The sequence below is a fragment of the Pseudomonas sp. NPDC086278 genome, from assembly GCF_050280905.1.
Taxonomy (GTDB): Bacteria; Pseudomonadota; Gammaproteobacteria; order Pseudomonadales; family Pseudomonadaceae; genus Aquipseudomonas.
This window is the reverse complement of the sequence record NZ_JBNNWE010000034.1, coordinates 20,320-39,987: the sequence shown is the minus strand read 5'-3', so window position 1 is coordinate 39,987 and position 19,668 is coordinate 20,320. Positions and strand designations below refer to the sequence as shown.

Annotated in this window: 16 protein-coding genes and 3 pseudogenes; 9 read left to right on the top strand and 10 right to left on the bottom strand. The window is 54.4% G+C overall.

Annotated elements, in window-relative coordinates; translation table 11 throughout:
* Positions 1 to 40: 40 nt before the first annotated feature.
* Entirely contained in the window at positions 41 to 994 is a 954-nt protein-coding gene (locus ACQKP4_RS13140; protein WP_427633707.1) for a hypothetical protein, read from the bottom strand.
* Positions 995 to 1,281: 287 nt separating this feature from the next.
* Complete coding sequence (locus tag ACQKP4_RS13135; protein WP_427633706.1) at positions 1,282 to 2,352, bottom strand: PAS domain-containing protein; 1,071 nt, start codon at positions 2,350 to 2,352, stop codon at positions 1,282 to 1,284.
* Positions 2,353 to 3,729: 1,377 nt separating this feature from the next.
* Here ACQKP4_RS13135 and ACQKP4_RS13130 point away from each other — a divergent pair.
* The 5 genes from ACQKP4_RS13130 to ACQKP4_RS13110 all read left to right on the top strand — a co-directional run bounded on the left by ACQKP4_RS13130 (position 3,730) and on the right by ACQKP4_RS13110 (position 11,798).
* Positions 3,730 to 5,181: a tyrosine-type recombinase/integrase gene (locus ACQKP4_RS13130; protein ID WP_427633704.1), complete on the top strand. Its 1,452-nt coding sequence runs from the start codon at positions 3,730 to 3,732 to the stop codon at positions 5,179 to 5,181.
* A complete protein-coding gene (locus tag ACQKP4_RS13125) occupies positions 5,178 to 8,561 on the top strand; it encodes a site-specific integrase (protein WP_427633702.1) in 3,384 nt (1,127 codons plus the stop codon). Before ACQKP4_RS13130 ends, ACQKP4_RS13125 begins: the two co-directional genes overlap by 4 nt.
* Before the next feature lie 2 nt (positions 8,562 to 8,563).
* Entirely contained in the window at positions 8,564 to 9,193 is a 630-nt protein-coding gene (locus tag ACQKP4_RS13120) for a hypothetical protein (protein ID WP_427633701.1), read from the top strand.
* 73 nt (positions 9,194 to 9,266) lie between these two features.
* Complete coding sequence (locus ACQKP4_RS13115; protein ID WP_427633736.1) at positions 9,267 to 9,641, top strand: hypothetical protein; 375 nt, start codon at positions 9,267 to 9,269, stop codon at positions 9,639 to 9,641.
* 165 nt (positions 9,642 to 9,806) lie between these two features.
* A complete protein-coding gene (locus ACQKP4_RS13110; protein ID WP_427633699.1) occupies positions 9,807 to 11,798 on the top strand; it encodes a hypothetical protein in 1,992 nt (663 codons plus the stop codon).
* Between the two features lie 775 nt (positions 11,799 to 12,573).
* Here ACQKP4_RS13110 and ACQKP4_RS13105 read toward each other — a convergent pair.
* Positions 12,574 to 13,161 (bottom strand): annotated as a pseudogene (locus ACQKP4_RS13105) (Ldh family oxidoreductase); the annotation flags it as partial.
* Between the two features lie 3 nt (positions 13,162 to 13,164).
* Here ACQKP4_RS13105 and ACQKP4_RS13100 point away from each other — a divergent pair.
* Positions 13,165 to 13,620, top strand: a complete 456-nt coding sequence (locus ACQKP4_RS13100) for a GNAT family N-acetyltransferase (RefSeq protein ID WP_427633698.1) — start codon at positions 13,165 to 13,167, stop codon at positions 13,618 to 13,620.
* Here the strand turns inward: ACQKP4_RS13100 and ACQKP4_RS13095 are convergent.
* A pseudogene (locus tag ACQKP4_RS13095) lies at positions 13,617 to 13,823 on the bottom strand (transposase domain-containing protein); the annotation flags it as partial. The gene ACQKP4_RS13100 and the pseudogene ACQKP4_RS13095 sit on opposite strands and share 4 nt — an antisense overlap.
* Positions 13,824 to 13,843: 20 nt before the next feature.
* Between ACQKP4_RS13095 and ACQKP4_RS13090 the strand changes: the two are divergent.
* A pseudogene (locus ACQKP4_RS13090) lies at positions 13,844 to 14,132 on the top strand (class I SAM-dependent methyltransferase); the annotation flags it as partial.
* A gap of 30 nt (positions 14,133 to 14,162) precedes the next feature.
* Here ACQKP4_RS13090 and tam read toward each other — a convergent pair.
* Both tam and ACQKP4_RS13080 read right to left on the bottom strand, forming a co-directional pair.
* Positions 14,163 to 14,933, bottom strand: a complete 771-nt coding sequence (gene tam, locus ACQKP4_RS13085) for a trans-aconitate 2-methyltransferase (RefSeq protein WP_427633697.1) — start codon at positions 14,931 to 14,933, stop codon at positions 14,163 to 14,165.
* A 257-nt stretch (positions 14,934 to 15,190) separates the two neighbouring features.
* Complete coding sequence (locus ACQKP4_RS13080; protein ID WP_427633695.1) at positions 15,191 to 16,276, bottom strand: type I restriction endonuclease; 1,086 nt, start codon at positions 16,274 to 16,276, stop codon at positions 15,191 to 15,193.
* 238 nt (positions 16,277 to 16,514) lie between these two features.
* Here ACQKP4_RS13080 and ACQKP4_RS13075 point away from each other — a divergent pair, with 238 nt between their 5' ends.
* Positions 16,515 to 16,925 carry a low affinity iron permease family protein gene (locus tag ACQKP4_RS13075; RefSeq protein ID WP_427633693.1) on the top strand — a complete coding sequence of 137 codons (411 nt, stop codon included), beginning with the start codon at positions 16,515 to 16,517 and terminating at the stop codon, positions 16,923 to 16,925.
* Between the two features lie 61 nt (positions 16,926 to 16,986).
* Here ACQKP4_RS13075 and ACQKP4_RS13070 read toward each other — a convergent pair whose 3' ends face one another.
* The 4 genes from ACQKP4_RS13070 to ACQKP4_RS13055 form a co-directional block, all read right to left on the bottom strand.
* On the bottom strand, positions 16,987 to 17,490 hold the full coding sequence (locus tag ACQKP4_RS13070; RefSeq protein ID WP_427633691.1) for a DUF4142 domain-containing protein: 504 nt from the start codon (positions 17,488 to 17,490) through the stop codon (positions 16,987 to 16,989).
* 72 nt (positions 17,491 to 17,562) lie between these two features.
* Positions 17,563 to 17,721, bottom strand: a complete 159-nt coding sequence (locus ACQKP4_RS13065) for a KGG domain-containing protein (protein ID WP_010462447.1) — start codon at positions 17,719 to 17,721, stop codon at positions 17,563 to 17,565.
* A 301-nt stretch (positions 17,722 to 18,022) separates the two neighbouring features.
* Positions 18,023 to 18,661, bottom strand: coding sequence for a LysE family translocator (locus ACQKP4_RS13060; protein WP_427633689.1), 639 nt, complete (start codon positions 18,659 to 18,661; stop codon positions 18,023 to 18,025).
* Positions 18,662 to 18,837: 176 nt separating this feature from the next.
* Positions 18,838 to 19,065, bottom strand: a complete 228-nt coding sequence (locus ACQKP4_RS13055; RefSeq protein ID WP_427633688.1) for a hypothetical protein — start codon at positions 19,063 to 19,065, stop codon at positions 18,838 to 18,840.
* Here ACQKP4_RS13055 and ACQKP4_RS13050 point away from each other — a divergent pair.
* A complete protein-coding gene (locus ACQKP4_RS13050) occupies positions 19,064 to 19,579 on the top strand; it encodes an Hcp family type VI secretion system effector (RefSeq protein WP_033058787.1) in 516 nt (171 codons plus the stop codon). The genes ACQKP4_RS13055 and ACQKP4_RS13050 overlap by 2 nt on opposite strands.
* Positions 19,580 to 19,668 lie beyond the last annotated feature (89 nt).

The following is a 19,668-nucleotide window of genomic DNA, read 5'->3' as shown; positions in this document are numbered from 1 at the left end:
TGGCCGTACATCCACGGCCATGATCGCCCCGCCCTGTCTCTTACTGCAGCTCACTCACACTCGCGCCAGAGGCCTTCTGTATGGCACAGGCGAAGTTGTGCATCGAATGGTTTTTAACAATGTTGATACCACCCAGCAGGCTGTAGCGAACGCCTCGGATGGTGGGGTCGACCCCCGATGGCTCAACGAACAGGCTGGTGAACGATCGCAATAGCGCGAGAATCTCACCTCGCTCGTAGATCCTGTCGATGGACAGCCCCACACGATTCACGTCGCGGGTTGCCGGATCCACGCTGAAAAAACCCGTGACCGGGGATGGATCAAATGCGTAGACCTGAGTCACCTTCAAATGCCCGGGAGAAACAGGCAGGGCGTAGGCAAACTGCTGTGCGAGACCACCCCCTAAAGAGTGGCCTGTTGAAATGAGCGTTGCATCTTTCAACCACTGGCCCTGCTTGGATTGAGACCTCTTGGCAAACTCATCAACAAACGCGGGGCCGAACCCTCTCACCAGGAGGGTGTACTCATCGTCGACATTGAACGTGATCCAACGAATATTAGACATCCAATCCTTTCCGCTTTTGGCCTCAGTTCCACCGAACGCCACCACGACCTGTTTGAGCTCACGGTTCTCCCAAACTTCGGCACGCAGGTGGGATTCACGCATCACGTTGTCCAGATGACCATTCGCGATTGGAAAATCAGTCCAGCGCCTCCACCCATGGCTCGCCACGACTTTTTCCGCACTGGTTGCAGTACAGATGTCCTTGGACTCTCCATCGACAGCTCGCGCATAGGCGACGTCGGACAACCAGGCATACTGCCAATGGGTTTTAGCTTCGCTCTGATTGGGGAATGGCTTACCTAATAGTCGATGGCCCGGCTCGCGGACTACGACTTCATCGGGTGTCTGGTTGAACGCGGCACAGCCGCTCAGCACTATCGGTATCAGCAAAAAACGGCCAAGCATTAAAAGGCGGTGAATCCCCATCATCACTATCCCTATCGATGGTCAGAAGAATTCGAGCACTTCCCTGCTCTCGATGCAGATTGCTACAGATTATGGGCAATCAGATGTCACCCTTGGTAATTGAAGTTTTGTTGAGCGCGGACGCCTAACGTCCGCTTTTTGACGCCATCATCGTCAAACAGCCGACGCAGTTTGTGAAATAAACGACGACTGCGTGGATCAGAGTGGCCCCAACTTTCAGAGCATCCATGATCAAGACCGCAATTTCCCTGCGCCTTATACAAGACGTGATCTGAATGGGTGGGGCTCCGTCAACACGTAACGGCGAAGCCCTGAACACTACCCTCTGAACAACACCGAAAGATCCAGCTGGGCGTTGGCCAACTGACTGATCTTCCCGCCGATCTCAGCCTACTTTGCATCGCGGCCCTCTCCCCGTCACTAGCGAGCTGATCATCTGCGCTCGCGGCATCAGCCGCACCCTGAAGGCCCCTGGAGAGCTCCTGAATGGTGAGAGTCATCTGCTGCATGGCTGATGCCGACTCTTCAGTCTCAACAAGCTGACGTTCGAGCCTGGCGACCTGAGCCCGGGTAATTCCCAGAGAGTCGCTGGCATAACCCAGGAGAACCTTAGCATTGATCTGCGCCCGACCTGCCAACGTGCGCATCCTCACACCCAACTGATGAAGCGCGGCTTCCAGGATGGCGCCATGACGAGACTTGTCTACGTACACGTCAGCCAAGACCGGTGAAGGTACGAGTTCATCCAGTTGCGTAGCTGAGCTTGGTGCGCAGCTGCGCCCTCCAACCCATTGGGATACTACCGTCCAAGCTACACCGATGAGAAGTACAACACCCCACGTTGGATCAAGAGCTTTGACGGTCATCGCAAGGCCCGTTGACAGTCCAAGGGCGATCACCGGTAGGTACGAGAATAGCGCTGAAATACGTGGCAGCGAGCTGCCAGTGCCGCTGGGGCCTAGATTGTTATAGACCTTCTCCGCGCGGCGCTGCACCACGGGATCAAGCGGGTGATAAAGCGCGCCGAACGCAAAAATGTTGCCCGCTTTGACCAGGGGCATGAAGTACGCCTCACACCAGAAGGTTTGGCCGTCTTTCGACCTTCCACGAATGGGGGCGCAAAACGGCCTGCCACTGCACAACTGCTTGTAGCCCTCATCCATCAGTGCGCTTGGCATCAACTTGTCAAAGATCAATTGCTGGCTCTTCCCCATGACCTCGTCGCGGGAATACCCGCACATGGCGAAGTACTCATCGTTGCAATCGATGATCTCTCCCTGAAGGTTAATCCGGGAGAACGGCAGCACTCCCATTACGCTGATGTGTTCAGGCGCAGATCTTTTAACGTCCGGCACAGCCATTCCCCCAAAACTGTGGATAGCACATTGGCGACTCCTCTCATTTACATATGTCGCGGATGTCGTCAGCCATCACGCCGCTGCGAACTGGCAAGTCAGTCCTATGAAGATGACCGCCTAAGGGGACGTTCGCCCACCTGCATGTAGCCCGAGAGCTCACGGGATGCCTGATGATTAGACCGTTGCCGACGTGATGGGTCTATCCGGTTTGTTTGGGAAAACAAGCCATTAAATCAATGCGCCGAGCATCAGCGGGCCACACAGCACGCAAGGCACGGCGAGCTACATTGAGCTTGGGCAATTGGGATAAGGTTGTGATCGGTTCGCAGACAACCCGCTGTCTGTAGCTTCGCGACCCTGAGCCGGATACAGAAGAAAGGAAAAAAAGATGATGAACCCGGAACGAGGAGACCAACGAGTTCATCACCTAAAGGTCACAGGCTATTAATCAGCAAACATATGCCGGACATCGCATCCGCCCCAGAGGAGTTTGTGAAGTGCGATGGACGACAAAAACGGCGGCAAGTGTCTGGTACCACTCAACCTCGTTAACCGTCTGCTGATGCGGGGTAATTGGCCTACTTCCCAAGTATGTCGATTTCCTTCATGTGCTGCGTTGGCCAAGCACGAAGGGGGATTTCACCGAACACGAAGGGAGAATATCGGTACGGGTGATGATTGACCTGGCTTGGCCTCACCGTTGATTGTTCCGGGCCGTTTAGTCCAACTCCAGCAGTCGGCAAGCAAACGCCTTGGGCGTAGACTGCGCGATTTTGAGCACATGGACGTCGCGATTCCTGAAGATGATGGGTGTGCTAATAGAGGCGAACCCTGCGAGCCTCGCTACTTTCTCGGTTCCGCCACCTGACATGCCCGTTCCCATCACAAGATGAATGTACAAGCGCGAGGTCGCCAGGATTGGGCCTGAGCGATCGGGGTGCGTTCCGCTAGAGACATGGCTTCATGCCAGCACAAAGTGCCGCGAGATCTCAGTGCCTCATGGGTCGGGTTGGGTTCAAGCAGGCCTTCAGTCGAACCTCATCCCTTCAGCCATGACCGTTTGTCGGGTGCTTGTAATTTGCGGGATGCATCGAAACCTGCCAGCGCAATGGGCGACGGGTTATTAAAAATATTTACCAGCGGAGGTCTTTTGGTGTGCTCTTGAGGTCAGAAAGCGGTTGCAAGCAGGCTCGCTGACGATTGCGAGCAACGCGTAAGCGATCGGACAAGGCCACGGGAATACCGAGATAGGAAGAAGCTGCGCGCAAAAGCGCATTAAAATCGACCGCTTTAGCACTTTTTGCTATTTTAAATTTTACTTTACAGTCAATACCATCCGTTTCGCCAGATTAGAACACCTTACCGGAGACTTGTCAATATATGCGTAAATCGAAGATTGGGCACGGTCTGAAACAGTCAAAGCCAAAAGCGGCGACAAAAAAGCAGTCCGCTCCCGGCATCAGCATCGTGTCGATGAACAGCCTAACCCTGATTAAATCGGAGCCGCCCAGGCTATACGAAAACGCAACTGGTGCCCCACTGGGCTTCTACAACGACTTCTGCGAGCACCTCTGGGGTGAGATCGGCTTGCGCTATAAGCGCAACTCGGTACTCGGCATGGAAAAGGGTGGGCGTTTTTTCGCTGAGTTTCTCTACGAAACCGGCGCCCTCTCTGGCAGGCTCGACTCGGCCACAGCTTCGAAAACTATGCACCTCTTTTCATCCTACCTCGTTAAGGGCGATGAAGCGAAAGACGCGATTGTCCGTCAGGCATTCCTGCGGACAGGGCGGACAAAGATCAGTGCGAGTTCTGCCGGTCAGTACATTGCAGGAGCCAATCTCATGCTGACGGTCTGCAGCGAGATCACATTCGAGCAAGCTGAAATGATCTCCGTCCTGACCGACCTCAAGCCTCAGGTACCAATGAGTGCGCTCCCAGAACTGAAGCCCAGAGTGCGCAGCTCCCAAGAAATGGCTCAGATCCACGCAAATACGCTACAGGTCAAACCCAATCTCTCGCCGGCTGCTAAGACGAGCAGTGGCGGCTTGCGCCCTCCAAAAGCCGACAAAACCCGAACAACCAAACACATTGGCATTTCTCATATCCTCCCGATGCTTGAGCACGCTCCGACACCAGTCGATGGCTTGATCTGGGCCATGGGACTGGGCAGCCTCAGGCTCTCTGAATCGGTAGGGGTTCGTTTGGAGGACATTGACGTCACCAACAGGATCCTTCGCGTCCAAGATCCCCATGGCTTACGTGATACCACCAACAAGGAAAGCTTCGGATTCAAAGGCCGCAAGACTGCCGTCGTGACGATGTTCGAGCCGTTCAAGTCCAGGTTTTGGGAAAAACTGGGTGAATACATGGCTGTCCGCCCACATTCCGACAGTCCATGGCTATTGCTTTCACTCGATGCTGAAACCTACGGTATGCCCCTGTGCGAACTCAAATCCAGCAGCGTGAACCGAGCGATCAACCGGCGCATCCAGGCTACCCAACGCAAGCTTGACTTGCAGGCTCCCCAGGGCAACTACTCGTCCCATGACTTTCGTCATTCCTTTGGTATCTGGGCTCGCAACTACGTGACGATTCCGGGTCGGCCCAAGCCAGGGCTCGACCTCCCTGAGATCCAATTGCTAATGGGGCACGCCAGCCTCCAAAGCACAGAGATCTATGCCTCAGATTTGGGTATCCATACGCTCGTAGAAGTCGATGCGTCGAATGAACTCATCTACGACCTTGGTGCAGGCAAGGATATCAACTTCTACCGTGGCCAAGCCTATGCGCGCCTGGGCAAAGAGCTCTTGAACAAAGGGCCATTAGCGTGATCAATACCACCGATAACCCGATCCTTCACAGCGACGACGCCCTTGAGAGCGCTGTAACCTTTCTGCAGGAACTGGCTGATCAAGCGATGGCTTGCGAAGCCAACCCGGGGAAGGCCAATCCCGAGCTATTGAAGGATCGTCAGGCCAGGCATCGTCTGGCGACCTCTATTTTTTTGAGGGTTCGCAAAGGTCGTCCTTTGACGACCGATGAGCTCAATGCGATGCATGAGCTCTGCATCACGTCCGACGGCGAAAAGGAGGATCCAGAGCAGGCCAAGGATCTGTACACCGAGCTCACGGGCGAAGAGGAACCCGACATCATGGACGTCAGGGGACTTCGCGTCCCGCTTCGGGCCATGTTCGTGCGGTTGTGGGCGAAGGGGAAAGTCACCCTCCCACACAGCTTCCACGTAAACGGTGTTTGGGCTAAATATCCAAAGCTTAAGGAGGAGTCGGAATCGTTTATCTACAACGTGTCCCAATCCAAAACGGAATACATTCATCGCAGCACCCGGGCATTCCAATATCGTGTTAACTGGCATGACGCCCTAGACATGAGCTTTGCCGAACTTTGGGACTCTGCTCCTGCAGTTGTTGACAAACAGCGCAGCATCCGCAAAGAACGGGGAGGCAAAACAAACGATTTTGCGTACTTGGCATGGGTTCACTGTTTCGCAAAACAGTACCCTCTTATCGTAAGCCCGGAGCAAGCTCGGGTATTGGAAGGTTATCATACTCACTTGAGTATGATGTTGGTCGAAGTTTCCAGCGAAGAGCACAGGAAAACCTACAAACAGTTCGTAAAGTACTGGGGAAAGTTGGCAGACCAGGCATCAAGGGGCGAATACATTCGGCGCAATCGAATTCGCTATAATACAGGTATGGATGGCCGCAAGAGCAAGGCAGAAAAAAAGGCCGAAAAGAAAGCACGTCAAGAAGAAACCAATATCTGGAATGCGCTAAACGTCCTCTCCCCTGAAGAATATTCAAACTTGCCTGGGCGCAAGCGTCGCTCAAGAGACGACTATAACTGGCTCGTAGAGTACTACCGTTCGGAAGCTGACCCAGATATCGCCAAGAAACTAAGTCGATGGGTAAGGGTCGGCGAGCTACACCTGGCCCACGCGGAAGAAAGATCGAATATTGCCGCCCGCCGACAAGAAGTCGGCTATGTTCACATCTTGATGGACTACTTGGGGATCTACCTTCCAGCTTGGCTCAAAAAGCATCCCGAGAGCGCTGTTGAATTCCCCGAGTTCATCGAAAACTTCTACCGTTCCATATTTTGGCGACGCACCAAGAACCAAACGACATTCACCCACCCTCTTGAAAAAACAGAGGCGGTACTCCCTCTCACCTTGCTTCAGTTTTACGATCTCAAAAGGACGCAGAAGACCAGAGCTACCTTCATCAACGTTGTCTTGCGATTTTTCGAGGTCGCTATCCTTAATGCGTCTGAGATAATGCCAGACGGCGGAGTGCTGGTTGACAGCTTGTACAAGAATCCAGTGAATAAGAAGCTGGATTCAAATGGGAGTGGCCCTGCAGGAAAAAGCGACAAAATTCCTCTGCCTATTGATTCCATGCTGATGGTTGAGGCGTACATGCTGGCACTCGATGCCATCGGCGTTGAACTCCAAAACAACTGCCTCAACGGCACTTACACTCACAATCAAATAACGGAGATCAAAAATAGCACCTGGATCGACCTCAAACGCTTTGGCATTGCCTACACCCTGAAATTGTGGAGCCCAAGCGACACATCCGAATCGGTAGAGATCCCACTGGATAGGGTCATCAATGCCTATTCGTGGCGCAATGAAAAGTATCAGACGTCTCAGGATTATGTTTTTGTCCCCTGGCTTTCTCAGCTCAGGATGCTCACGATCGCGCTTTTCTCGGGACTAAGGTTGCAGAACTGCCAGTGGCTCGACGTCAGGGATTTTGACAAGTACTACGACCCATCCCTGAGAGGCAGCATCGGAAGCTGCATCCTATTTGTAAACACTGACAAAAGTGGCAACAGTCGGCCTATTACTCTGCCGTACAAAGTCATGGACATACTTCTTGAGGAGCGTAATTTCCAAATCAACCACTACCAATCCAAATACGACGGCATCTCCTACCAGAACGACCCTAAAAACCAAAGCAACTACGGCCTGATTCATCCCCTGTTTCGTAGCCCGTGGCTGGGAAGAGGCCTTCCTTTTTCCGACAGCTCATACCACCTCAAATGGATACTGATCCTGAGAGGGTTCCAGGATATCTACAACAGCTTTGTTCCCGCTGAGCGTCGACATACATTCGTCGAATGCGACACCAGCGGGGAGTGGTCGGCGGTGCACACACCGCATGCACTGCGTGCTACATGGATCACTCACCGTAGGCTATACGCCTTCCTGGACTACGCCATCATTGGCGGACAGGTCGGTCACGTCAATAAACATACCACCGCACATTACGTGGTTCCAACTTCCCAGGAAACGATCGCGCGCATCGATGCAGCCAACATGAGCGTGTCCGACCGCGCATTCGCTGCTCTCATGGGCCGACCTCCAGCTCCCTCTTCACCTGAGTCCGCATTGATGCAAGGCTGGGCGCAAAACAGGGAGGCTGTCATTCGCGACCAGCATCTGATCTCGGTGATCCCAGAGATCATGGATGTCGACGAAACGGGTGTCGACCTGATTGCGAGCGACAAAAACCGACGCATGAAGTTCATGGACTGCTGTATGTGTCCACGCGATGGCGACTGCCCTAAAAAGCTCTTGGATTTTACCAAAAGCACCCGAACATGCGGCATCTGCCCATACGCCGTATACGGGATCGATCACCTCCCAGGCCTGAACGCGAAAGTCCGTGACTTTGCGAATCGTGCCGACCAGTTCAAAGCCAGGCTTCAGAAGACCCATAGGCTTCAGCCCAAATCTCCGGAAATTGAGGTGATCCACGAAGACCTCTCCCTCTGCATGTTAGAGCAAGCTGGGTACCGACAAGCCATCCAAATCTTGGAGCAAAACTGGCGAGACGAGAAATTTCCGAACGGTTACATCACACGGCATCGCGATCTGGGGAACACCATCCGTCAAAGTGTTGATATGAATGACCCCAAACAACGAGTCGTTTCAATGTTGATCGATGGGTCACAGTTCCCTGGCTTCGCTTCAGAGCATTATCCGCTGATCTTGGATGAGCTAATACGTAACCCTGACTTTATGCATATCGCCAACCAACCGGTTGACGAAAGGGAAATCTACATTGGCCAAATATTGTCCATCATGGCTGGGACAGGGGTCTCCTTTGAAGAAATATCCGCATATGCGCTAAGCAAGCCCTCTTCACTACCCCGCCGGGTCGAAGCGATGGCAAGTCTCCACTGAAAATGAAGAGGAAAAGTCAGAAAACCAGCTTTAAGGAGCAACGAGGCGCCGCGCAGCTTAGGGCAACGATCAGCCGCATCAATGCCGCGTTGCAAATGCTGTCGGAGAACGGTGATCGATTCGAAAAAATCAGTCATCTGGCAGATGAGGTTTCGAGAATCTGCAACGTTCACCGCACCCTCCTGTTGAGGCAAGACAAGTCGTACAGGAAGTGTCTCGACAGTTTTCCCGCGCTGGTGGGCGACCTTTCCACCCCAGAGGCGACGTCATACGCGTCGCCACATAATCAGGAGATCGACCCGCTGCACCCCGTCATGATCCGCAATGCACAGCTGGAGCAGGAGAACGTCAAACTCCGAAACATTGTGGACGATCTATCGTTGAGGCCATCAGCGGCGGCGCTGCCTTCGGGAACCGCGCCTAGAGCCAGCGAAGCGCCTGAGTACCAGCGTGAGTTCGAATTGACTTGCCAGCTCGTCGATAAAATTCTCGATCACAAACGGGCCATTCGGGTGGTCGATGATGGTCTGTCCGACCTTTCGGATATCAGCGGGATCCCCAAACTGATTGCCGACTCCAAGCTCCTCGGCCCATTTCTCACATGGAAAGCCACGCGTGCACGAATCCATTAATGGCCCCTCCTCCAACGTCGCCTCCCTTGATGATTCAGATATTGAGTCATCACCGCTTGAGGTGCTTCGCGCCATGACACCTGAGCTGGAATCGGCAAAGAAGTTGCGCATTGTGGCCTTGGAGATCATTGAATTAGGGCAAGCGGTGACCATGCGAGGGAGCAAGATCAACCTTGCATGGCTGGCAGGGACAGTGGGGCTGACAAGGCAGGTTTTCTATCCAGGCCGTGGCGGACAGGAACTGTCGCGAATCGCTGACCTGCTGCTACAGCATGTGCGTGCTCGGCCCAGCTCAACCAAGACTCAAACACCGTACGACAAATCGCTGGCAAGCCTTCGAACCGAAATTCAACTGCTCAGAACTCAGCTAAGGGATGCCGACCGTGCCCTGTTTCGCGCCGCTTTTCGGGAGGAAATCGTTCGCTCGGGAAAGATCCTCACGTTCTGATCGGGTTCTCGGTTTCAGGGCTCTCTGGCATTGGCTTTGGGCTCTTTGGTTTTGGCTTTGGCTTTGGCTTTGGCTTTGGCTTTTGGGCCTTCGGGCAACGCGGGGAAGGAGACTTCAGGGCTTCCTAAGTGCGTTTTCGTTCTCTTTCATACTTGGCGAATACCCATGATCAAGCACTATTTCGTCCGTAAAGTCGCCCTGACCTTGAATGGCGACCGGCAAATCCATCTCTTAGCACTAAGCTCCGGAATCTCCTTCAAAGCGAAGCTGGATCAGGCTCTGATCTCTAAACCCGTGTTCCCTGGAATGACCTATCAAGCCACGATTGTGAAGCGCGGTAGAGGGCTGAAGATTGCCTCTCTAGAGTCAGCAGGTGATGCTGACTTTCTGGACTGCAAGGCACTGGCGAGTTTCGTCGGCACCCTTAATACACTGCCCCGGCACACCCCTTCTCCAAGCCTTGGCAGATTGCTAGAAGAGGCAGCGCTGCATGAGCGTTGCGCCGTGCGACAGCTGCTCGATCAGGACAGGAATCAGCACAACCGATACGTCCTTGGGGTATTTCTTGGCGAAGCCCACGCCGCTCACCTGCAGTTCGCATGGGAGGACTACATGGACTTCCAGAGATCGGTGATCAGCATCATGGCGCAGGGTTTCGACCAAACCACCGCTGAGAGGATGGTGAACTGTCTGCCAGAAAACGCGGCGCCACACCTCCTGTCCAACCCACTTCTGGCGCTGCCCTTTCTTGAAAAGGCTGACGGCGCATTTGCGGGGCATCCGGGGTTTGAAGCAGTACCTGCTTTAAAACCGGCCATGGCTCTGCTGCGTTATCTCGAAGAGCATTCATTCACGGGGAATACCCTTGTCGATGTGAGCGATGTCATGGTTGAGGTTGCTGCAGGTGTCGGAGGGGGTGGTGGGGGTGAAATTGATCCTGTCGAGGGTGGATATGGTGTCGAGGTCAGTGGGGGCTCGGCGGGCATTACGGAGGCCATCCAGTTCTGCGAAGCCCATGGTTGGATCGTGTCAAATGGGTGCTCACTACAGCTTGCTTCGAACCACCGCCTCCAGGGCGCAGTGCGCGATCACCTCACTCGAATTTGCGAACCTTTTCACACAACTTACAGCCAGAGAGAAATCGATCACGCATTCAATCGTCTGAGCGCGTTTACGCCTGACATGTTTACTTATGACATGGTGGATGAAGTTGCCCTAGCCATCAACTCACGGGTAGTTATAGTTCGCTACGACAACATCAAGGCGGCCATCGAATTCACCCAGCAGTACTGTGCTGTCTATGAACTCTTGACGAATGTTGTGCCTACTACAGTGACGGTCGCAAGGGCCAGATGCTTGGATTATTCGGATCAACTGGGCCACGAACATATCCCTTTCTTCGAAATCATCGACGGAGTGCATGAACAGGCAGTTCTATTTCAACAGTTCAATCAGATGCCCCTGTTTGAGATGCTCCAATTGCTGTCAAATCTAGGGCAGGTCATGAACCTGATAGCGTTGGTGGATACCACGTTGCCGAGTAACGCAGCCGTTGACCAGATGACCCGTTACTTTCCGACGATTGATATTCAGGTGCGTCAGCAAGGGTATTTGCCAATCCAGAAGTGCTTCCGAGCGTTAGGTGAGATTGAGGCGCGGATTGAAGTGGAGGATCTTCAGCGCATTGCAGTGATCTGTGATTGCCCGTATCTCTCGCAACAACTGAATCGGCGCTATTGCTCACTGCCGTCAGATACAAAAGTGCCGAGAAAAGGCGACCTCATCCGACTCTCGCCACGTGGTTTTAGGCAAGAGGATGATGCCCTGGTTCGCATCGTGAATGTCAAAGCAAGTGATCTGTTGGTGTCGCAGGCGCAAACCTATCGCACGATGAAGGCTGAAGAGTTTTCGAGGCACTCTTGGGACGCAGGGTTTGTCCTAAGTCCGCGAGAGGCGATTGGAGTTTCGCTCCCCCCAGTGTTGGTATTCACCTCGGAAAATTCAAACTCGGGCGAATCAACAAAAGGCTCGGCGCTAGTCAGAAATTTACAAGCTCAAGGGGTACGAGTGATTGAGCACTGTGTATATGAGATCGAGAGATCGCCGAAGCTATGTAGTCCAGGAACACTTCAACGGATCGTACCGTTAGTTGAATGAGTTATCGGGATGGTCGGTGGTGAAAGATAGAGTTGCAGGGATATGTGCGCGTGCTTCACAGTAAGAAATAACGCCGCGACCTGACCACTGCAGTGGATCGTCTGTGACGTTTAAGGCGGTCAGAGATGGGTCAAGCGGTAGAGACTGCGCCAGTCGGCACGGTTTTTGAGTGTCGCAGAAGGGCTTTCCGGGACGGCGGCTGATGCAGGTGTGGGGATGGTAATTCTGGAAATAGGCCGTCTTGCTTCAATCGCCTTGCTGCTGGGCGAGGATGGTCTAAGGTTCGAGCACGACGCTCCTCCGCGTCAGATGAAGGTCAAAAACGCTTCGGAGCGATCGTGCACCAAGGTGCACCGTGATGTCTGGGCTGGAGCGCCCGGATCGCCGGGGGTTGAGGGCAGAAGGGGACTACACGGATACACGCTTCCGGGTGTTCTTGACCAATAAGAGTTCGATTCCCTTCACCCGCTCCACTATTTTCAAGGCTTCCAGCGGTGTAGAAGCCTGACTGCTCAAGATTGGTGACAGTTTTGGTGACAGTTTGTCTGTTGTTACGTCTGAGCATAACGCTCACGCAGGCATACAGAGACCCGCCAGTTTTCGGGAAAGCCCTCAGAAACGAGTTAGATCGGTAAGACGCCCTCCGCCCAACTGTTCATCTCAGCTCTGCTCTGGCGGATTCGAGAACAGCTGAGGCATCGGATCGTTCCAGTGCATATATCGTCTGCATATTCCTCCTAGACACCGGCACTACCGGGTTCCACAGGCTGGAAGTTCAATACAACAATCGATGAATGTCGGCCAACAGTTTTGCCGAGACCTTGACCCCGTGAATCTGACTGCGCCGGCGCACCTCAAAGCGGCGCTGAGAAGGAAGTCGTGCGCCTTGATCAACGATGGCATCGAACATCCGTTCTGCCCTCTCAGCACCTTCCAAGCAATTCGCCCCACCAAGTAAGCTGGGATTGAGGGCGATAATTAGCTCGCCATGGCAAGGGGAGGCTCCCACACCTTGGTCGAAGGCAATCGAATCGCTACTTGTCAGATCGCCAATAAGCGCGCCGGACATTAGCTCGACCATTGCGGCCAGAGCCGATCCCTTGTGGCCGCCAAATGTCAGCATCGCTCCTGCCATGGCAGCAGTAGGGTCGGTGGTAGGCTGGCCATCAGCGTCGACTGCACAGCCAAGTGGGATGATCTTGCCTTCACGGCGATAGAGTTCAATGTCGCCACGCGCAATGGCACTGGTAGCGAAATCGAAAACGAAAGGTTCTCCGTGTGGCCGCGGCCAACTGAACGCGATCGGGTTGGTTCCGAACACCGGCTTGGTACCACCCGCTGGTGCTACCCAACTATGACTGGGTGTATGGAATGTCAGGTGCGCCCCGCAATAGACGACGATATAGCAGCGATTAGCCGTGTAGTGATCGCTGCTCTGCGTGAGTCAAATTCACAGGATTACTCACCTGACGTTATCGCTCAGGTTGAGCGGAGCTTTGCTACTGAAACCGTCAGCGCACTGCTCTATAAGCGCAAGGTTTTCGTAGCCTTGCTAGGGGAAAATATTACCGGCACTGCAAGCCTCGACGGTAATGTCGTTAGAAGCGTTTTCGTTGATCCTACGTACCAAGGTGGCGGTATTGGCCGGCAGTTAATGGATGTCATTCATGCTACTGCTGCCAGCGCTGGTGTTGGATCTTTGCGGGTGCCGTCGTCGATTACAGCGGAGGGGTTTTACGCTGTGTTGGGTTATCAGAAAATTCGCGACGAGTTCCATGGGGCTGAGCGCACAATCGTTATGGAAAAGCGGCTTGAGGATTAGTCCAGACCATTCACCCACTTATGTGGCAGCAATTTCGTGATTTCACTCGCCCGTTGCATCGGCAGACGAGTCAGCACATCTTTCAGATATGCATACGGATCATGCCCGTTCATACGCGCAGACTGGATCAAGCTCCTAATCGCCGCCGCCCGCTCTCCGCTGCGTAACGATCCGGCAAACAACCAGTTCGAGCGACCAGCCCACTGGTGTCTTTCAACTCTCCGACTTGCCCACCGCCAGTTTCAGTCTGGCCTACAGCTCGCTGGCGCTGCACTACATCAAGGATCTGCCGGGGTTGTTCGCCACTCTCCACGCGGCTCTGAAACCCGGTTCGCGCGTTGTGTTTTCCATCGAGCATCCGATGTTCATAGCGCCGTCCGGGTTGTCTGATCTACAGCGAGGGCCGCAAGCGTTGGCCGCTGGACAGTTATCAGCTGGAAGGTGAGCGAGTGACGAACTGGCTGGCCGAAGAGCGGGAGCAACCGATGATGATGTTGGTGGGCGTTCAGCGCTGGCGACTGGCCAGCGCAGATACCTTGATATTAGCGGGTCGCGACGATGAACAGTCGCGGGAACGGCAGCAGCACCGAACCATCGCTGAGCACCGGATACGCCTGCTCGATTGCGGCGTGATATTGCTTGAGGTATTGCGCCTTTTCCGTGTCATCGAGGGGTTCGAGAAATGGGCGTAACCCGCTGCCCTTGAACCACTCGACGATACCCGACGCACCGCCCGCCAGCGGGTGATGGTAGGTGGTGCGCCACACGTCGACGCGCGCACAGTGCGGTCGCAGCATCGAGTAGTAATCGCTCGCGCTGGCCATTTCAGTCCGTTGCCCGGCGGCGTCCGCCAACTTGCTGGCCCACGGGCCGTTGGCGGCCACTTCGCGCATCAGGCGATGGGAAGGTTCGTTGAGGTTGTCGGGCATCTGGATGGCCAGGCTCCCACCGTCGGCGAGTCGGCCGGCCAGCGAAGGCAGTAAGGTCGCGTGATCGGGGAGCCACTGCAACACCGCGTTGGCGAAGATCACGTCGAACGGGCTGCGGTCATTCCACGTGCCGATATCAACGGTGTCGAATTGCACCTGCGGCAAGCGCTTGCGGGCAGCTTCGATCATGTCGGTCGAACTGTCCACGCCACGCACCTTGGCGTCGCTGAAGCGCTCGACCAGCAACTCGGTCGAGTTGCCGGGGCCGCAACCAATGTCGATGGCCGAGCGCGCATCCACCGGAGGGATCGCGGCGAGCAGATCTCGCGCCGGGCGCGTGCGTTCATCTTCAAAAGCGACGTATTGCTTGGCGGACCAACTCATTGCGTTCTCCTGTCGATTCGTTGTCCGGGCCTGGGCCGACAACCGGTTCGCTACGATACCGCGAGCCGTGCGCCAACCCAATCCGACTAATGGATGTCGTTAGCCCAACCAACCACCGACTAGCAAGTGCCAGCCAACAAAAGCTGTGAGGCCTTGGGATACTCCGGCTGGCCGGTTAGAGCGGGACTGATGGACCAAAACAGGAAACCCATAAAAAACCGACCTACAAGGCCGGTTTCTTTCGCGCAGCGAAATGGTCAGTCGTAATACCCAACCGTTTTCTTCAGATGATCCGAATAGTCGTAAATATCGTCTATTGAATTGATCGCGTGCCGGGTTTCGTTCTTCTCCTCGTCAAATATGCCGATGTACTTCTGAGAGCGATTGAAATGCAGGCGGCAAATCGGTTTGCGGTTGTTGTCATCAAGCAGGATGCCAAAATAACTCTGCGTGTCGCGTTGAACAATCCGCTTGGCATCGACAACCGACCGAACCACCGCCCGGACGATGTGATAGCCCTCCAGTTCCTCCAACGTAGTAAGAACCTTGTCTTCCAATTCGTCTCGGGAATCCGTTTGCGTAGCACCTCCAGTGGAGACTGACAAAGAAGCTAACGCAGGTTGAATAGCCCCGCTCATTGCAGATTTCAGCCTCTCATTGATTTGATCATTCAGAAATTGCACCACAGCCTTTCGCGTTAGCTCATGGAACTGTTCACGGACTTTTTGGGTAATTACCCCATCGTAAACACGTGAAGCGAATACTTTTACAAAGTCGTCATCAGGTTTACTGACTTGTGAGGCGATTACCTTTTTGATCTGGCTAACGTACTTCAACTCGCCTGCGGCGCTGATGATCGAATCCACGTCGAACGCAGATTTCGTCAGCTTGACCAATTCAGGGACGGAATACTCGTCGATATCAAGAAGGTCGAGTTCAAGAAATGGTTTCTCATCCATCTTGTTGGGCGCATCCAGGTCAGTGAAAAATTTGTAGACCTGACCGTTGGTGAGAATAGAGATTCGAGCGCTGGTGACATGGAAATAGCGAAACAGCTGGGAGGCATGATTGATGTGTAGCGGCTCGCCGATTTTTTTGCACTCGATGAGGATCTGTACCTCGCCGCCTTTCATGATTGCGTAATCAATTTTTTCTCCCTTCTTCGTTCCGACATCACAAACGAATTCGGGAGTAACCTCCGTCGGGTCGAAGACGTCGTAGCCGAGGACCGTGCTGATGAAGGGCATGACAAAAGCGTTTTTAGTCGCTTCTTCCGTTTGAATTGCAGCGCTCTGCAAACGAACTTTGGCGGCTAAGCTTGCTAACTTTTCGAAGAATTCCATGAGTGGCCTCTTAACTGTTTTCAATCCGTGTGTTTGCATGCTGGCAAATTGACTGCCCTAGATACTAGACACAAACCGGCACAAAGAAAGATTCCGAAGAGGAATTACAATTTACAGAAATTTCCTTCAACCGCGTCCGCGCCAACCTGAGCACTCAACTGATCCCCAAAGGTGAGCAGAATTTTCATCCCGCCCGCGCTGTCACACATTCAGGCGCATCCCTATAAGGAACACGGCAATGAAATTCGCAAAAATCTCGCAAACCCTTGCGTTGTGGGCGGGCAGTCCCAAGACTTTTTTCGGGGCGATTATTCTGATTATTATCTGGGGGATGAGCGGTCCGATTTTCGGGTTCAACGACACGTGGCAGCTGATCATCAACACCTCGACCACCATCATTACCTTTCTGATGGTGTTCCTGATCCAGAACACGCAAAACCGTGACACAGACATTCTGCATTTGAAGATCGACGAGTTGATCCGCGCGACGAAGGAAGCGCAGAACGCAATGCTCGGGCTGGAATCGCTAGACCTGAAACAGCTCGAAGCGTTGCGCAAGCAGTACCGTTCAATGGGTGAGAGCGAAACCCTCGCGCTGGACGGCTTGGCCCCGCAGAGCAAAACGAAGCCGAACTGGAATCAGTGCTGAGCCCACATGAAAACGGCGCGAAATCGACATTTCGCGCCGTTTTTATTGACCGGGATTTGAATCAGCGACCGGCCTGCAACGCCTTGGCCATTTGCAGATGATTTTGCAGTTTCGGCAAGGTTTCTTCAGCGAACGCTTTGATCTGCGGAACATCGGTCGTCTGGGCTTCCTGTTGCAGTTGCTCGATGGCTTCCTGCGTCGTTTTCACCTGACTGGCCGCGTAGGCCTGGTCGAATGTCGCCCCATCCTTCACGTCCGGCATCAAGGTTTTGGCCTTGTCGACCACCTCTTCTCGCGGTGCTACCGGCAAGTCCAGTTGCTTGGCGATTTTCGCCAGGTGCTGGTTGGCAGTAGTGCGGTCGTTGATCACGACGATGGTGTAGTCCTTGACCTCTTTGGATTCGCTTTTCTGATGCGCCAAGCGGCTGGCTTCGATATCGGCCATGCCTTTGGCTGACGCATCGTTGATGAATTCGGCTGGCGACTGGGCGAAGGCGCTGTTAGCGAACAGGCCCAGCAACGTGGCAAAACTGGCAGTGCGTATACGGGTGGCCATCCGGTTCATGGTCGCGCCCTCCTCGATAAATTTAAACGGGAGCTTTCGCCCCCGTCTCTCAATCAAAACTACCTGCACCAACTATTTGGATTTCTGACCACCTTTGCGGCCCATATCTGGTTTCGCAGGGTCTTTATCGACAGTCGTGGTGGTAGTTTTCCCACCTTTGCGACCGGCTTCAGACGCCTTCGTTCGATCGTTGGCGAAGTTTCCCGAGTTCGAGTTTCTTGAATTAGGCATGATTCTCTACCTCTTGGTGGTGATCGCGGCGAGCTGTGGCCCGCATAGAATCTGAATTTGGATCAGCACAAAGGTTTAGAAAAATTGAAATCGCCGCGACGAACGGCACCGCAGTTTTCAGCGATCCGAACACAGAGGACGCCGACGTCTGGCTGCGTACGTGGCCCCGTTGGCAGCCTGAGCAGCAGCCACTCACGGAGCCATTCGCGGTTGGGCAATTGCATCCACTGGCCGTGTTGCGCCATGCGTTGCAGGGGCGCGTGAAATTGTTTGCGGTCGGCCTAGGGCCCTGCGCCAGGCTTCAGGCCTTGTGCGTGATCAAACCCGGCAACGCATGCGCCAAGGCGTTGATGGCAAACCCGATAAACATCACCCCACACAGCCGAGTGATCGCCAGCTCATGGCGCTGATACACGGTGCGGACCTGTCGCGCACCGACAATGCCAACAAGAATCGCGTAGGCGATCAGGCCACCGACGAAGCTCAAGACGATCAGCCACGGCAACATCGACCAATGCAGCAGTTCGGCGCGGCTCGACAACAGCGCCGTGAACGTCGCCACCGCCACCGGGTAGGCCTTGGGATTGGTCAGGCCGAACACAATGCCGTGCCAGAACGGTTGGCGAGCCGCGCCTTGTGGTGCCTCGACGCTGCTGCGTTTCACGCGCACCGCGCGTATACCGAGCCAGAACAGATAGAGCCCGCTGATCAGCCCCAACACATCAAACGCGGTGCTGCCGATTTCCCGGGCGCCGACAATCGCGATCAGCGCGGTGCTGCACCAGACCACGTCACCCAGCAAATGCCCGCACAAGAACCCCGCCCCTGCCCGCCGACCACGCGTCGCGCCAATGCCGAACACCGCCAATACGCCCGGCCCCGGCGTGATGCCGTAGATAAAGCCCGAGGCGAGAACAGCTATTAGCAGCGAAGGAGTCATCCGGAAACCTTTTGAACCGTTTGGTGAATGGGGGCGAGTTTATATCAGGTGCCAAGGTATCGACCAACGCGCATTGGCGCCGACAAGTGTGGATGAGTCGTCATGGCTACTATGCGCAAGAAGTTGCGCACCCCTCTTTGTAAAACGTCCCTTCGAAGCGCTAATCGCCCGGCCTGTCAGGCCTTCCAGCGCAGTGCGCAAGAAGTTGCGCAGTGGTGCGCAACTTCTTGCGCACATTCACCTGGATTTTTCGCAGAAAGACTTTCCAGTGATCTTAAAAACCAAACAACACTTTGTTTTATATGACTTTTATCGGTCATGGCACGGACCTTGATAACAGTCAGGCACCCACCGGGCGATATCGCCTCCCGGGCACCCTCACTTTCAGCAAGGAGCACATCCATGGCTACACCAGCGTACATGTCCGTCACTGGCGAAAAACAAGGTCTGATCACTGCCGGCGCGTTCACCGCCGACTCGGTTGGCAACACCTACCAGGAAGGCCACGAAGACCAGGTCATGGTTCAGGCTTTCAGCCACGACGTGATCATCCCGCGTGATCCGCAGTCCGGCCAGCCAACCGGCCAGCGCGTTCACAAGCCAGTGGTTATCACCAAGGTCTACGACAAGGCTTCGCCACTGCTGCAAGCTGCCCTGACCTCCGGCGAGCGCATGAGCGAAATCGTTATCCAGTGGTACCGCACTTCGGCTCAAGGTACCCAAGAGCATTACTACACCACCAAACTGGAAGACGCGATCATCGTCGCCATCAACAACAAAATGCACAACTGCCAGGACCCGTCGAACTCGCACTTCACGCACCTGGAAGAAGTGCAATTCACCTACCGCAAAATCACCTGGACCCACGAAGTATCCGGTACTTCGGGTTCCGATGACTGGCGTCTGCCGGTCGCCTGATTCAGGCCGACCGTCTCAAGCATCGGCCAGCTCTGCTGGTCGATGTTGTTTTCGCTCTTCCAGAATTTTTGCGTCTGCCGAGTCCTTTT